This is a genomic window from Prescottella equi (genome assembly GCF_002094305.1).
GTDB lineage: Bacteria > Actinomycetota > Actinomycetes > Mycobacteriales > Mycobacteriaceae > Prescottella > Prescottella equi.
In genome coordinates this window covers 250,975-265,234 of the sequence record NZ_LWTX01000004.1, presented here as the reverse complement: position 1 = coordinate 265,234, position 14,260 = coordinate 250,975, and the positions used below count along the sequence as shown (strand labels likewise).

Below are 14,260 nucleotides of genomic sequence, written 5' to 3'. Positions count from 1 at the left end.
CAAGATCCACAACACGCACGGACGGTTTCCGGACCCGTGAAGGTTGCTCATATGGCCTGGTAGATAGTGGTATTTGACCCTTCGGTCCGGTTGGTCCCGGGCGGTGGTCCGGGGTCGGTCCGAAGGGGGTCGCGGCGCTCGTCCCGCGCCTAGCCGAGCGACGAATCATGCTCCGATGCGACGACCGTTGCCGGCGGCCGCAGATCGGTCCAGTGCGCATCGATGTAGGCGACGCAGGCGCGGCGCGTGTCCCGGCCGTGCACTACGGCCCAGCCGGACGGAACGTCCGCGAAGGCGGGCCAGAGTGAATGCTGGTTCTCCTCGTTGACCAGCACCAGGTATTCGGCATCGGCGTCGTCGAACGGATTGGTCACCGTCTCACCTCTCGATCGTTGTCGACGAAATGTGATGCACACCATTCTTTAGTTCGACCGCCGGACGCTGGCTGTTACACCATGTTAGGCGCGCGAAAACGCCCCTGCACCGACATCGAGACGGTGCAGGGGCGTTTTCGGTGAATCCGCCGGGTGGATCAGGCTTCGCCCGGACCCCGCCGGGCGGTTTCCGTCACCGTCCGGTCGGTCTCTGGATCCGCGTGGCCGCCCGACGTGCTCCTCGAGCGACGCCCGCCGACGACTGCCAGGGCGAGCGCGACGAGCGCACCCAGGCTCAGGAGGTACTCGGGGATCGGTCCGAGTCGGGTGGCGAGCGTGGTCTCGGTGCGCAGCGACACCTCCGACACCAGGGCCGCCGGCACGAAGAGCTCCGACTTCTGCAGCACCGAGCCGTCGGAACCGATGATCGCGCTGACTCCGCTGGTGGCCGCCACGACGACGTCGCGCCGGTGTTCGACGGCCCGTACCTGCGACATCGCCAACTGCTGATAGGTCATCTCGGTGTCACCGAAGGTGGCGTTGTTGGTGGGCACGGCGATCAGTTCCGCGCCGTCCCGCACCGATTCGGTGAGAGCGCGGTCGAACGCGACCTCGTAGCACGTGGCGACACCCACCGGAATGCCGTCGGCGTGGACGACACCGTTGCCGTCGCCGGGCACGAAGTTGCCGGCCTTGTCGGCATACTCCGAGAAGAACCGGAAGAAGTCGCGGTACGGCAGGTACTCGCCGAAGGGCTGGATGATCCGCTTGTCGTGCCGCTCGCCCGCACCGGCGGACCCGTCCCACACGATGACGGAGTTGGTGGTGGTGCCGTCGGAGTTGACGAGCACGGCGCCGACCAGGATCGGCGCTCCCACCGCCTCGGACGCAGCGGTGATCTCCTCGGCCGCGTCGGCGTTCCGGAACGGGTCGATGTCCGACGCGTTCTCGGGCCACACCACCAGGTCCGGCTGCGGCTGCCGGCCGGCGGCGACGTCGTCGGCCAGCTCGAAGGTGCGCCGCACGTGGTTGTCGAGCACCGCGCGACGCTGCGCGTTGAAGTCGAGGCCGAGCCGGGGCACGCTGCCCTGGATCGCGGCGACGGTGACGGTTCGGTCGCCGTCCGCATCGGTGTGCACGTAGGGCACGGTGGCCACGGCCACGATCGAGGCGCCGCACGCGACGAGGACCGGACCTGCGAGGGCCCGCAACGGCCGGCGGCGCCACGCCGTGAAGGCGACGGCCGCCAGGCCCGTCCCCGTGACGGCCACCCCGAAGCTGAGCAGCGGCGCACCGCCGAGCGCGGCCAGCGGAAGCAACCAGCCCTCCGGCTGGCCGAATGCCAGCCGGCCCCAAGGGAATCCACCGAACGGCAGCGACGATCGGAGCCATTCGGTGAGGCTCCACACCGCCGCGACCGCGACGGCCAGGACCCAGATCGGTGTCCGTAGGCGCGTGACGAGGACCGCGGCGAGGCCGAACAAACCGATGAAGACCGACTCGGCCGCCGCGAGCGCGAGCCACGGCAGCGGGCCGACGTAGACGCCGATCCACGGCAGCAGCGGGACGAGGAAACCGAGACCGGCTAGATAGCCGTAGCCGAACCCGGCACGCAGCGTGCGCCCGCCGCAGCCGTAACCGGTGAGGACAGCGGTGAGCAGGGCGATGCCGACCGGGGCGAGGAACCACAGTGGTCGCGGCGGGAAGCTCGCGAACAGCAGCAGGCCCGAAGCGACGGCGAGTGCGGCGTCGCGTGCGGTCGCCGTCAGGGCAGACCGGTCACGCTTCATGGACGGTGACTCCGCGATGCACCGAACGCAGGCACACCGGCACCGGGGCGTCGTCCTCGAGGCGAGGCAGCGCCGGCACCCGGGAGCGGGGATCCGTCGACCAGCGCTGGACGGAGTCCTGGGGAGCGGACACGACCAGTTCGTCGGCGTCCCACACCACGTAGGACGCGGGAGCCCCCGGGTTCAGGGTGCCCGCCATACCGTCGCGGACACCGCCCGCCCGCCACGCGCCGCGCGTCGCCGCGGAAAACGCCGCGCGCGGCGACACCCCGCTGCCCGGAGTGCGGTGGTTGACGGCGGCGCGGAGCATCGCCCACGGTTCAGCGGGAGTCACCGGCGCGTCGGAGCCGAAGGCCAGCGACATGCCCGTCGACGCGATGGGGGCGAACGCGTTCATGCGCGCGGCCCGCTCGGCGCCGAGGCGCTGCGCGTACATGCCCTCGGTGCCGCCCCACAGGGCGTCGAACACGGGTTGCATGCTGGCGATCACGCCCCAGCTGCCGAGCAGGGCGGCCTGCTCGGGGGTCACCATCTCGAGATGCTCGAGCCGGTGGCCGCGCGCGGCGACGGCAGGTCCGCCCAGTTCGTTCGCGACGGTCTCGAACGCCGCGACGGCGGTGCGGATCGCGGCGTCGCCGATCACGTGGAAGCCCGCCTGGATCCCGGCAAGGGTGCAGGCGCGCACGTGCGCCGCCACCGCGTCGACGTCGAGGTAGCGGTTCCCGTGACGGCCGGCGCAATCGTGGTACGGCTCGACCAGTGCGGCCGTGTGGGACCCGAGCGCGCCGTCGACGAACAGGTCGCCGCCGAGGGCGTGCGCGCCGGTGTGGGCCAGAAGCTCGGTGGCCTCCTCCGCAGTGGTGACCGCCTCACCCCAGTAGCCGCGGACCTCGACCCCGTGCGTGAGCGCGAGCAGTTCGCGGAAGTCGGTGAGGCCGCCGATCGCGGGACCGCCGCACTCGTGGACGGCGACGACGCCCCGGGCCGCACAGTGGTCGAGGGCCGCACGGCGGGCGCTCGCGCGCTGCGTCTCGGTCAACAGCGCCCGGGCCCGGTCGCGGACCAGGTGGTGGGCGTCGGCGGAGAGCGCACCGTCCGGCGTGAACCCGGTGGCCGCGGTCAGGTCCGGCGTCGCGGCACGCAACGGCGTCGAGCACAGCGCGGAATGCGCGTCGACGCGGCTGAGGTACACCGCCCGGCCGGGTGCGGCGGCGTCCAGATCTGCAGTGGTCGGGGCGGTGTCGGGCCACGTGCTGTCGTCCCAGCCCTGGCCCCAGACGACCGCGTCGTCGTGCTCGCTCGCGAAGCGCCGCAGCAGCTCCAGGCATTCGGACCGGTTGCGGGCTCCCCCGAGGTCGAGGCCCGTCAACTGCAGGCCGAGCGCGGTGACGTGGACGTGGGTGTCGACGAAGCCGGGAGTGACGAACGCGCCGTCGAGGTCGATCACCTCGGCGTCCGGGTGCAGGGCACGGCCCGGACGGTCCTCGCCGGTCCAGACGACCGTGCCGTCGGTGACGGCCATCGCGGTGGCGTCGGGGGCACTGGGACTGTAGATGCGGCCGCCGACCAACAGTTGGGTACTCACGAGCATCCAGTCTGCCTGCTACGGCAGGGCGCGGGGTCCCTGGGTCGGGGTGTCGGAGCCGAAGTCCGGGTCCACGTCCACGACTTCGCCGTCGATGACGGTTCCACGCCGTGCACCTGCCGTGCGGGATGCGAACTCGACGCCTGCCAAGGTCACGTTGGCGCGCTTGCCGGCGAGCAGGACCGCGACCGGGCGCAGCGCCCATCGGGTGGGCGGCAGCAGCATGAGCAGCCCCAACACTGAGGTCACCAGCCCCGGCACGAACATCAACACGGAGCCGGCCGCAACCATCGCGCCGTCGGCGACCGCTCCGGTCGGCGACGTCTCCCCTCGGGTGGCTCGGCGGAAGCCGGCCATGACGGCGCGCCACTGCGACTTCACCAGCACCATGCCGACAGCGGATCCGGCGATGAGCAGCAGCACGGTCCACAGGACGCCGATCGTGCTGCCCACCCAGATCAGCACACCGACCTCCACGACGACGTAGAGAACGAACAGTGCGGCGATCATCGGTTGATCCTTTCGGTGGCGCGGACCGCCGGGGGCGGCGGAATGCTCTGTCTGCTCAACGATCGGCGACCCGAAAATGCTCCCACGTCCGCTCGCCGGCATCGGAGTCGATGCGGTAACGGTCTAACCCTAAAGTTGACGTAGAGACTTCCGGCGTGGTGCAGTACCAGGACAGATCGGCTGGGAGGGCTGGTCACTCAGGGAGGAGTTCACATGTCACGACGCTTCGGGCGCACCGCCGCACGCCGTCTGGCCGTCCGTGTCACCGCCACCGTTGCGGCCGCCGCCGCGGGAGCCGTCGTGTTCTCGGGCGTGGCGAATGCCGCGCCTGCACCGGCCGCGCCGCCGTCGCTGCAGACGCTCCTCGGCGACCTGACCAAGAACGTCCCGCTACCCCAGGATCTGTTGGGAGGGCTGCTCGCCACGCCCGGCGTCACCGAGGTCATCGAGGGAGTGACGGGCCAGGAGGTGGGCACCACCACCGCGAAGGACTTCCTGTTCCCCGCCCCGACGTTCGGTTGCGGTGTCGCCGACAATCCGATGACGGTGACGGTGGCGAGCGCGCAGTCCGGGCCGAACTTCCCCCTGCCCCCGTGGGTCGAACGCGGCCAGCTGCGTTTCCAGGCACTGCCGGCGCATCTCGGGATCCCGAAGAAGTCGGATCTGCAGGTCGCGTGGTTCAACACGACGACCCTCAAGGGCGGCGTGGTACCGCTCGACGACTCGATCGCGAACGTGCCGACGTTGTCGAAGACCGTCGAGACCGGTGAGGGCAACGTGCTGGCCGCGATGTTCGGGCAGGTGGGGTACGAGTCCGGCGTCACCTGCACCGCGCTCGGCACGGTGGGGCAGTTCACCGCGTAGCGTCTCGGAGTCGAAGTCCCCCGTCGAATCGGTGATTCGGCGGGGGACTTCTCGTTTCGGCCGCACCGACTCAGGTGCCCGACGTCACTTCCTCCACCTCGTCGCAGCGGATCGTTCCCGCGGCCGCCGTCCACCGCGGCTCGCGGTCGATGCTCGTCGCCAGGCTGTTGATCATGAAGGTGAGCGTCATGTGGTCGGCGCTCACCGCAAGCGAGAGTCCGTCCTCCCGGGTACCGCCGAGGCGGTGGTGACTGCCACCGGGACCCGAGAACACGATGTCGACCGCGTCCGTTCGATCGGCCTCCGCGGATCGGATCCCCAGGGCCGCGCGCACCGCGAAGTCCCGTCCCGGTAACTCTCCCCCGCCGTCGTAGTCGGCGAAGTCGCTCGACTCCACCTCGTACTCCCAGTACTCTTCGCTGCCCCGCGAGTACGTGACGTGACGGCACGTCGTGGCACCCTCGGCGGGCAGAACCGCGCCGCCCGTCCACGAGATCCCGAGTTCCAGCCGACTGGCCGTGGCCGTGTCCGGATCCGGCAGGTCGAGCGCCCTACCGCCCTCCTGCCGAGTGAATCCCGCCTCGGACGAAGTGCGTTCGCCGTCGTCGCTGCTCGAGCACCCCGTGGAAACCAGGGCCGCCGGCACCAGGACCGCCACGGTCGCGGCGAGCATCCGTCGAGCGTGTTTCCGCCTCCCCACCATGTATCCCAACGTAACCGAACGATTCGGGCATGCCCGGCATCCCTCTCAGTGGGAGCCTCCCTGGGAAGCGCCGCATCGGTGAGACAAGGTGACTTAACCGCGCCGCAGGGGCGTCGGACCCGAGAGGAGTGGGCATGACGTCGACGGCATCCGGCACGGACGTCGAGTCGGTCCTGTCCGACGTCCAGCGCAGGCTGCTCGTCGCGGCCGAACGCCTCTTCGCGGAGCGAGGTGTCGCGAACGTGTCGCTGCGCGAGATCGGCGCGGGCGCGCAGCAGCGCAACCATTCGGCGGTCCAGTACCACTTCAAGACGAAGGCGGCACTCATCCAGGCGCTGTACGACTTCCGTCTCGTCCCGCTGAACCGACGCCGCCTCGAGATGCTCGCCGCCCGCGACGAGCACACCTTCGAAGATCTGGTCGAGGCGTACATCCGGCCGCTGGGTGACGCGGTCGTCGAGACCGGCGGAGGCAGCTCGTACGCCCGCTTCGTGCACCGCTACCTCGGCGAGGGCGCCGGCGACTTCGAACCGTTCGACGACCGGCACAACAGTGGCGTCAAGGCCATCACCGCCGAGCTGCTCGTACGACTCGGCGACCTCGACGAGTCGTACCGGATGGAACGAATCCAGCAGTTCAAGCGGTTGGTGACCGCTGTTCTCGCCGACGTGGAACGACGTCTCGAACATCGTCAGATCACCGGCGCCCAGGCCACGGTCGCGGTGGACACCCTCGTCGCGGGAGCCGCCGCCTACCTGCGGGCGCCCTGACCCGGTCGGCCTACCCCTTCTCCCCCGTCTTTCGACCGCGCCCCCGCGTGCGGTCTCCCGCTGCCCGCAAGTTAAGTCACTCTGTCTTACACCGTGAGAGGATTTTCGATGAAGCTTCGCCCCCACTCCCGTTCGACGGCTCTCGCCGCTGCCGGCGCCTCGGCACTGCTGCTGATCACTGCGTGCGGTGGACCGTCCGCCGCGCAGTCGACCGAGCACGCCCTGATCGACCCCGCGCTGTCCACCGAGCAGATCGCCGACCTGTCCGAGGAAGCCTTCTACTGGGGCCTCAACATCGCCGGCTACTACGAACTGCGGCACGTCTTCACCGAACTCGAGGGGCAACCGGCATACCGCGGTATCAACCGGGTCCAGCCACAGTTGAACCTGTTCGACGCGAAGACCCGCTACGCCACCACGGTGAACGCATCGACGCTGTACTCCGGCGGCGCCTTCGACATCTCCGACGACCCGATCGTGGTCGAGACCCCGGCGGTCACGGACGGCCGGTACTGGAGCGTGCAGGCCACCGACCAGAACGTCGAATGTTTCTTCAAGGCCGGCTCACAGTTCACCGGAAATGCGCCGCAGCGGTACCTGATCGTCGGACCCGACTGGAAAGGGAAGCTGCCCAGCGGTTTCCGCGGCACCGAGATCATCCGCGCGTCGTCGAACTCGTTCACGCTGGCGGTCCGGGTGGCGGTGACGACCCGCGACGAACAGGACATGGCCGCCGCCCGGCAGACGGTGACCGGGGTGCTCGCCGCGCCGCTCGCGCAGTGGGAGGCGAACGGCGGCAAGGTTCCCCCGCTCGACCAGCAGCCGGTCGTCAAGGGCGACTACCGAACCTTCCCGCGGATGGATCAGATCTCCGCCATCGGCAAGTCGATGACTCCCATCGACTACCTGCAACTGCTGAGCCTGTCGATCAACGATCCGTCGCTGACCAGGCGCACCGACTCGGTCAAGGAGACCGACACGCTCGACCGGCTCGCGAAGTTGGGGCTGCGCGAAGGCACCATCTTCGAGCCCGAGGAGGTTTCGGCCGAGCAGAAGGCCGCCATCGAGGATGGTTTCACCCGTGCCCGCCGCGAGGCCAAGGACGCCTTCGAGTCCTCGCAGGTCGACATGAACGGTTGGCGCCTGCAGTCGAGCCTGTTCTTCGACGACCTCGACTACGTCGCCAAGGCCGGCGCCGACGACGTCGCCTGGGGCACCCCCGTCCCGTACGAGTCGCACACGATCGCCTACATCTTCGACGACAGCGAGGGCCGTCCGCTCGAGGGCAAGTACGACTACACGCTCACCTTCGACGTGAACGATCTGCCGCCGACCACCGAGTTCTGGGAGTTGCCGGTGTACGACTCGGCCGGCTACTTCATCGACAACCCGGTGAACCGGTACAGCGCGACCAGTGAACTGCTGAAGGCCGGCGACTACGCCGTGGTCGACGGCAAGCTCACGTTCTATCTGCAGCCGGAGAGGCCCACCGATCCCGAGCAGGCCCGCAACTGGCTGCCGACCGCACCGTCGGACGGATTCCAGTTGGCGGCCCGGTTCTACGGGCCCACCGCGGGGCTGATCGACGGCGGGTATGCGATGCCGTGCATCGTCCGGTCCGGGGGCTAGTCGACCCAGGCGCGGCGAGGGTGCCGGGGCGGACCTTCGTCGCGCTGCCGCGCTCTAGACTGACCCGGTGATCGTGACGCATGGCGGTGCCCGCCACTCGGACCGCGCCCCGCACGCGGTCGACGACGAATTCACCGCGCTCCCCCTGCGCGCCCTCGCCGACGCAGCGCTCGCAGTGGCTCGAGCAGCCGGAGCGGAGCACGCGGATCTTCGGGTGCACCGCACCGTCACGCAGTCGCTGCGCCTGCGGGACGGGCGGGTACAGGCGGTCGAGGACGGCACCGAGACCGGCTTCGCGGTCCGCGTGATCGTGGACGGCACGTGGGGATTCGCTTCCCACGCGCAGTTGACGTCGGACACTGCGGCCGCCGTGGCGGCGGAAGCGGTCCGGGTCGCTCGTGCGCTCCGCGCTCTCAACCGCGAACGGGTGGAGCTCGCGCCGGAACCGGTCTACCCGGGCGCGGTGTGGGTCTCGGACTACGTGACGGACCCGTTCACCGTGGCGACGGCCGACAAGGTGGCGCTACTCGGTGACTGGTCGCGCCGTCTGCTGGATGCGGACGGCGTCGACCACGTCACCGCGAGTTGCCTGCAGGTCAAGGAGCAGACGTTCTACGCCGACCTCGCCGGGTCGACGATCACCCAGCAACGCGTGCGGTTGCATCCGGAACTCGAGGCCACATCCGTCGACTCCGATGCCGGAACCTTCGAGACGATGCGCACACTCGCGCCGCCGGTCGGCCGGGGCTGGGAGTACCTCACCGGTGCGGGGTGGGAGTGGGACGCCGAACTGGCCGAGATCCCCGGCCTGCTGGTGGAGAAGGTCGCGGCCCCGAGCGTCGAGGCCGGCCCGACCGACCTCGTCATCGACCCCACCAATCTGTGGCTGACCATCCACGAATCCGTCGGGCACGCAACCGAGTACGACCGCGCCATCGGGTACGAGGCGGCGTACGCGGGAACCTCTTTCGCAACCCCGGACCTGCTGGGCACCCTGCAGTACGGCACCCCGCTGATGCACGTGACCGCCGACCGGACCGAACGGCACGGGCTCGCGAGCGTCGGATACGACGACGACGCGGTCGCCGCGCAGCGCTGGGACCTGGTGCGCGACGGCGTGCTCGTCGGCTACCAGCTCGACCGGGTATTCGCGCCGCGGTTGGGGCTGGACCGATCCAACGGTTGCTCGTACGCCGACTCCGCGCACCACGTGCCGATCCAGCGGATGGCGAACGTGTCGCTGCAGCCGGACCCGGGATCCGACCCGAGCACCGCCGACCTGATCTCCCGTGTCGAGAACGGGATCTACGTCGTCGGCGACAAGAGCTGGTCGATCGACATGCAGCGCTACAATTTCCAGTTCACCGGCCAGCGGTTCTTCCGGATCCGGAACGGCCGACTCGACGGCCAACTGCGCGACGTCGCCTATCAGGCCACCACCACCGACTTCTGGGGGTCGATGGAGGCGGTCGGCGGCCCGTCGACGTGGCGGCTCGGCGGCGCGTTCAACTGCGGCAAGGCGCAACCCGGGCAGGTCGCGGCGGTGAGCCACGGCTGCCCGTCGGCGCTCTTCCGCGGCGTCAACGTACTCAACACGCGGGTGGAGGGCGGGCAGTGACCATGACTCAGCCGGAGGGCGGCCGATGATCCCCGCGCAGGAACTGGTCGAGCGGGCCCTCGCGCTCTCGACGGTCGACGAGGCGATGGTGCTGGTCACCGACGCCGCAGAGGCGTCGCTGCGCTGGGCCGGCAATTCGATGACCACCAACGGGGTCTCGACATCCAGGTCGTGGACCGTGCTGTCCGTGATCCGCTCCGCCGACGGGTCCGCACGCGTCGGTGCGGTGACGTCGTCGACGGTCGACGCCGGTGCGATCGCCGACGTCGTGCGCGCGAGCGAGGACGCGGCCCGCTCGGCTCAGCCCGCCGAGGACGCCATGGACCTCCCGGCCGGGGACGGCGTCGGCGGCGTGGACTGGGCCGACGGTCCGGCGAGCCCGGGCGTCGAGGTGTTCGAAGGTCTGGTGCCCGGTCTCGCAGACGGTTTCGCGGGGGCCGACCGGCTCTACGGCTTCGCGCACCACCAGGTCCACTCCACGTGGCTCGGGACATCGGCGGGGGTGCGCCGCCGGTACACCCAGCCCACCGGGTCGATCGAGATCAACGGCAAGCGCGGCGACGCCAGCGCCTGGGTGGGTTCGGCGAGCCTCGACTTCACCGACGTGTCCGTGCCGAAGCTGCTGGCCGACCTCGACACCCGGCTGGGCTGGTCGGACCGAACGGTGGCGCTGCCGGCCGGCAGGTACGAGACGGTGCTGCCACCGTCGGCGGTGTCCGACCTGATGATCCCGCTGATGTGGGCGATGGAGGGCCGCGGCGCACAGGAGGGGCACACCGCGTTCTCCCGCCGGGGTGGCACCCGGGTCGGTGAGCGACTCACCGACATTCCGCTGACGCTCTATTCGGATCCACACGCCGACCGGTTGGGCTACACCCCGTTCGTCGCGACCACCTCCTCGTCCGACACGCTGTCGGTGTTCGACAACGGGATGGACGCCGGACGGGTCGACTGGATCCGGGACGGCGTGATCAACGCGCTCGCCTACCCGCGTGCGGCGGCCGCCGAGTTCGATGCGCCCGCCGCCGTGCCGGGTGACAACCTGCTGCTGACCGGCGGATCGGCGGCCACGCTCGACGACATGGTGGCGCGGACCGAACGCGGCCTGCTGCTGACGACGCTGTGGTACATCCGGGAGGTCGACCCCGCCACCGCACTGCTCACCGGTCTCACCCGCGACGGCGTGTACCTGATCGAGGACGGCGCGGTGACCGCCGCGGTCAACAACTTCCGGTTCAACGAGAGCCCACTGGATCTGCTGCGGCGGGTCACCGAGGTGGGCGCGACCGAGCCGACACTGCCTCGGGAGTGGAAGGACTGGTTCACGCGAACCGCGATGCCGCCGATGCGGATTCCCGACTTCCACATGTCTTCCGTCAGCCAGGCACAGTGAGGGTCCCGATGCCGACGATCTCCGACGACGACCGCTGTCCCTGCCTGTCCGGTGAGCAGTACGGCCGGTGTTGTGGCCGCTTCCATTCCGGGACGGCCGAGGCGCCCACCGCGGAACAGCTGATGCGGTCGCGTTACAGCGCGTTCGCCGTCGGCGACGAGGCCTATCTGCTGCGCACGTGGCACCCGGACACCAGGCCGAAACGGCTGGACCTCGACCCGGAGCAGGTGTGGCGCCGACTGGACGTGCTGACCACGTCGGGCGGCGGTCTCCTCGACCGCACCGGCACCGTCGAGTTCGTCGCGCACTATGTGGACCACGGGACACGCGGATCGATGCGCGAACACAGCACGTTCGTCCGTGAGGACGGACGATGGCTGTACGTGGACGCCGTGCAGTAAACCTCTAGAGAACAGGATCCTGTCATGCGTTTCGGACTCTTCGTGCCCCAGGGTTGGCGACTGGACCTCGTCGGCATCGATCCCGCCGACCAGTGGGGCGTGATGCGCGATGTCGCGCTGCGCGCCGACAACGGTCCGTGGGAGTCGATCTGGGTGTACGACCACTTCCACACCGTCCCGGAGCCCACCGACGAGGCGACGCACGAGGCGTGGTCGCTGATGGCGGCGTTCGCGGCGGTCACCGAGCGGGTACGGCTGGGGCAGATGTGCACCGCGATGAGCTACCGCAACCCCGCCTACCTGGCGAAAGTGGCGGCGACGACCGATCTGATCTCCGGCGGACGGGTCGAGATGGGCATCGGCGGCGGCTGGTACGAGCACGAGTGGCGCGCCTACGGCTACGGCTTCCCGTCGGCGGGCGAGCGACTCGGCCGGCTCGACGAGGGTGTCCAGATCATGCGGCAGGCATGGTCCACCGGCGCCGCGACTCTGGACGGCAAGCACTACCAGGTGGACGGCGCGATCGTCCGCCCCCTGCCACTGCAGGACGGCGGCATCCCGCTGTGGATCGCCGGTGGCGGCGAGAAGGTGACGTTGAAGATCGCGGCGAAGTACGCGCAGTACACGAACTTCGACGGCACCCCCGAGGTGTTCGCGCACAAGTCGGAGATCCTGCGGCGCCACTGCGCGGAGGTCGGCACCGACTTCGACGCCATCACCCGGTCGGCGAACTACAACGTCGCGATCGGCCGCACCGAGGCCGAGGTACAGGACCGCCTCGAGGCGCTGCGGGCGCGGCTCGAACCGGTCGTCGGTGCCGAGAAGGCCGAGGCGTCGCTGAACGCGTTCCGCGGGCTACCGGCCGTCGGCACGCCGGAGCAGATCGTCGAGAACCTGACGGCGCTGAAGAAGCAGGGCCTCGAGTACGCGATCTTCTACGTGCCCGAGGCGGCGTACGACCCGTCCGGTCTCGAACTCCTCGAGAAGGAAGTGCTTCCTCATCTGATGTGAGCGCTTGACGGGAGCGAGTAGCGTCCACAGCAGAGAGGCCTGCTGTGGTGTGGTTCGACGCGGACGGTTACTGGCTGTCGCGGCTGCTCTTCAAGGAGGGGCTCGCCGCCATCTATCTTGCTGCCTTCCTCGTCGCGGTCAATCAGTTCAGACCTCTCATCGGCGACGACGGGATGCTGCCGATCAGGCGGTTCATCGCCGGCAGCCGTTGGCAGCGCTCGCCGAGCATCTTCCACCTGCACTACTCCGACCGGTTCTACGCGATCGTGGCGTGGTCCGGGGTGGTGCTGTCTTCGCTCGCGCTGCTCGGGCTGGTGGACCGGTTGCCGCTTCCGCTGTCGATGCTGGGCTGGCTGCTGCTGTGGGGGCTGTACCTGTCGATCGTCAACGTCGGCCAACTCTGGTACGGGTTCGGGTGGGAGTCGCTGCTGCTCGAGGTGGGATTGCTCGCGGTGTTCGTCGGGAACTGGGACACCGCCCCGCCGCTGCTGACGCTGTTGCTGCTGCGGTGGCTGCTGTTCCGGCTCGAGTTCGGTGCCGGCCTGATCAAGATCCGCGGCGACCCGTGCTGGCGGGATCTGACGTGCCTGAACTACCACCACGAGACCCAGCCGATGCCTGGGCCGCTGAGCTGGTACTTCCACCACCTGCCGCGGCCGCTGCACAAGATCGAGGTGGCCGGCAACCACTTCACGCAGCTGATCGTGCCGTTCTTCCTCTTCGCTCCGCAGCCCGTCGCGGGCGGCGCGGCCGCGATCATGGTGGTCACCCAATTGTGGTTGGTGGCGAGCGGGAACTTCGCGTGGCTCAACTGGCTCGCGATCGTGCTCGGACTGTCGGTGCTGCCCGACGGGTTCTGGGAGTTCGTGCTCCCGGTGTCGTCGCCGTCGGAGATTGCGTCGTCACCGCCGTGGTTCGTCAGTGTCGTGGTGGCCTTCACGCTGGCGATTGCGGCGCTGAGCTATCGGCCCGCCCGCAACCTGTTCTCGAGCCATCAGATGATGAACGCGTCGTTCGATCCGTGGCATCTGGTGAACACGTACGGAGCGTTCGGCCACATCACCCGTGTCCGACGCGAAATCGTGGTCGAGGGCACCACCGATGAACACATCACCCCCGACACCGAGTGGCGTGAATACGAGTTCAAGGGCAAACCCGGCGGATTGCGTCGCCGTCCCCGCCAGTTCGCGCCCTACCACCTGCGGCTGGACTGGCTGATGTGGTTCGCCGCGATCTCCTCCGGTTACGCGGCCTCGTGGTTCGGCGGATTCGTCACCCGCCTACTCGCGGGCGACGACGCGGTGCTGAAGCTCCTGCACCACAATCCGTTTCCCGACGCTCCCCCGGCGGTGATCCGGGCGCGGATGTACCGCTACCGCTTCACCACGCCCGCCGAACGCCGGGAGACCGGCGCGTGGTGGCACCGGACCCTCGAGGGCGAGTTCATGCCGCCGGTGTCGCGGCGTGAAGCGCGTTGAGGAACGGGTTCCCGGCCGCGCGCACCCACCTCACGCTAATGACAGTTAGCGCCGTGACCGACCCGGGAAGGCGGAGCGGCAAAGTCGCCACACCACCGCGGCCCGGCGGGTACTCCCTCCATGACCACTTTTCG

13 protein-coding genes are annotated in these 14,260 nt (G+C 69.5%); 8 read left to right on the top strand and 5 right to left on the bottom strand.

Annotated features, from left to right (window positions below):
* Positions 1-149 precede the first annotated feature (149 nt).
* The 4 genes from A6I89_RS13455 to A6I89_RS13440 form a co-directional block, all read right to left on the bottom strand.
* Positions 150-374 carry an MbtH family protein gene (locus A6I89_RS13455; RefSeq protein WP_022595992.1) on the bottom strand — a complete coding sequence of 75 codons (225 nt, stop codon included), beginning with the start codon at positions 372-374 and terminating at the stop codon, positions 150-152.
* Between the two features lie 158 nt (positions 375-532).
* Positions 533-2,164, bottom strand: coding sequence for an apolipoprotein N-acyltransferase (gene lnt, locus A6I89_RS13450; RefSeq protein ID WP_060934560.1), 1,632 nt, complete (start codon positions 2,162-2,164; stop codon positions 533-535).
* Entirely contained in the window at positions 2,154-3,755 is a 1,602-nt protein-coding gene (locus A6I89_RS13445) for an amidohydrolase (RefSeq protein WP_022595988.1), read from the bottom strand. The genes lnt and A6I89_RS13445 overlap by 11 nt, the downstream gene beginning before the upstream one ends.
* A gap of 12 nt (positions 3,756-3,767) precedes the next feature.
* On the bottom strand, positions 3,768-4,259 hold the full coding sequence (locus A6I89_RS13440; protein ID WP_013416060.1) for an FxsA family protein: 492 nt from the start codon (positions 4,257-4,259) through the stop codon (positions 3,768-3,770).
* A 213-nt stretch (positions 4,260-4,472) separates the two neighbouring features.
* On the opposite strand from A6I89_RS13440, the gene A6I89_RS13435 reads away from it, so the two are divergent.
* On the top strand, positions 4,473-5,123 hold the full coding sequence (locus A6I89_RS13435; protein WP_005513165.1) for a hypothetical protein: 651 nt from the start codon (positions 4,473-4,475) through the stop codon (positions 5,121-5,123).
* Between the two features lie 70 nt (positions 5,124-5,193).
* Here A6I89_RS13435 and A6I89_RS13430 read toward each other — a convergent pair whose 3' ends face one another.
* Positions 5,194-5,796 carry a hypothetical protein gene (locus A6I89_RS13430; protein ID WP_005513167.1) on the bottom strand — a complete coding sequence of 201 codons (603 nt, stop codon included), beginning with the start codon at positions 5,794-5,796 and terminating at the stop codon, positions 5,194-5,196.
* Between the two features lie 164 nt (positions 5,797-5,960).
* Between A6I89_RS13430 and A6I89_RS13425 the strand changes: the two genes are divergently transcribed.
* The 7 genes from A6I89_RS13425 (at position 5,961) to A6I89_RS13395 (ending at position 14,126) form a co-directional block, all read left to right on the top strand.
* Positions 5,961-6,596: a TetR/AcrR family transcriptional regulator gene (locus A6I89_RS13425; protein WP_022595987.1), complete on the top strand. Its 636-nt coding sequence runs from the start codon at positions 5,961-5,963 to the stop codon at positions 6,594-6,596.
* Between the two features lie 108 nt (positions 6,597-6,704).
* Positions 6,705-8,225 carry a DUF1254 domain-containing protein gene (locus tag A6I89_RS13420; RefSeq protein WP_022595985.1) on the top strand — a complete coding sequence of 507 codons (1,521 nt, stop codon included), beginning with the start codon at positions 6,705-6,707 and terminating at the stop codon, positions 8,223-8,225.
* 67 nt (positions 8,226-8,292) lie between these two features.
* A complete protein-coding gene (locus A6I89_RS13415; protein WP_022595984.1) occupies positions 8,293-9,843 on the top strand; it encodes a TldD/PmbA family protein in 1,551 nt (516 codons plus the stop codon).
* 25 nt (positions 9,844-9,868) lie between these two features.
* Positions 9,869-11,236 (top strand): metallopeptidase TldD-related protein, encoded by a 1,368-nt coding sequence (locus A6I89_RS13410; RefSeq protein WP_022595982.1) that lies wholly within the window; start codon positions 9,869-9,871, stop codon positions 11,234-11,236.
* Positions 11,237-11,244: 8 nt separating this feature from the next.
* Complete coding sequence (locus A6I89_RS13405; RefSeq protein WP_022595981.1) at positions 11,245-11,637, top strand: YchJ family protein; 393 nt, start codon at positions 11,245-11,247, stop codon at positions 11,635-11,637.
* 24 nt (positions 11,638-11,661) lie between these two features.
* On the top strand, positions 11,662-12,648 hold the full coding sequence (locus A6I89_RS13400; protein WP_022595978.1) for an LLM class F420-dependent oxidoreductase: 987 nt from the start codon (positions 11,662-11,664) through the stop codon (positions 12,646-12,648).
* A gap of 44 nt (positions 12,649-12,692) precedes the next feature.
* Positions 12,693-14,126: a lipase maturation factor family protein gene (locus tag A6I89_RS13395; RefSeq protein WP_022595977.1), complete on the top strand. Its 1,434-nt coding sequence runs from the start codon at positions 12,693-12,695 to the stop codon at positions 14,124-14,126.
* The last annotated feature ends 134 nt before the right edge of the window (positions 14,127-14,260 follow it).

What these genes read in the sequence shown, in the direction of transcription:
- A6I89_RS13400 (WP_022595978.1), top strand. Translation starts at nt 11,662, where the DNA reads ATGCGTTTCGGACTCTTCGTGCCCCAGGGTTGGCGACTGGACCTCGTC.
- lnt (WP_060934560.1), bottom strand. Translation starts at nt 2,164, where the DNA reads ATGAAGCGTGACCGGTCTGCCCTGACGGCGACCGCACGCGACGCCGCA.
- A6I89_RS13435 (WP_005513165.1), top strand. Translation starts at nt 4,473, where the DNA reads ATGTCACGACGCTTCGGGCGCACCGCCGCACGCCGTCTGGCCGTCCGT.
- A6I89_RS13405 (WP_022595981.1), top strand. Translation starts at nt 11,245, where the DNA reads ATGCCGACGATCTCCGACGACGACCGCTGTCCCTGCCTGTCCGGTGAG.
- A6I89_RS13410 (WP_022595982.1), top strand. Translation starts at nt 9,869, where the DNA reads ATGATCCCCGCGCAGGAACTGGTCGAGCGGGCCCTCGCGCTCTCGACG.
- A6I89_RS13425 (WP_022595987.1), top strand. Translation starts at nt 5,961, where the DNA reads ATGACGTCGACGGCATCCGGCACGGACGTCGAGTCGGTCCTGTCCGAC.
- A6I89_RS13430 (WP_005513167.1), bottom strand. Translation starts at nt 5,796, where the DNA reads ATGCTCGCCGCGACCGTGGCGGTCCTGGTGCCGGCGGCCCTGGTTTCC.
- A6I89_RS13440 (WP_013416060.1), bottom strand. Translation starts at nt 4,259, where the DNA reads ATGATCGCCGCACTGTTCGTTCTCTACGTCGTCGTGGAGGTCGGTGTG.
- A6I89_RS13445 (WP_022595988.1), bottom strand. Translation starts at nt 3,755, where the DNA reads ATGCTCGTGAGTACCCAACTGTTGGTCGGCGGCCGCATCTACAGTCCC.
- A6I89_RS13420 (WP_022595985.1), top strand. Translation starts at nt 6,705, where the DNA reads ATGAAGCTTCGCCCCCACTCCCGTTCGACGGCTCTCGCCGCTGCCGGC.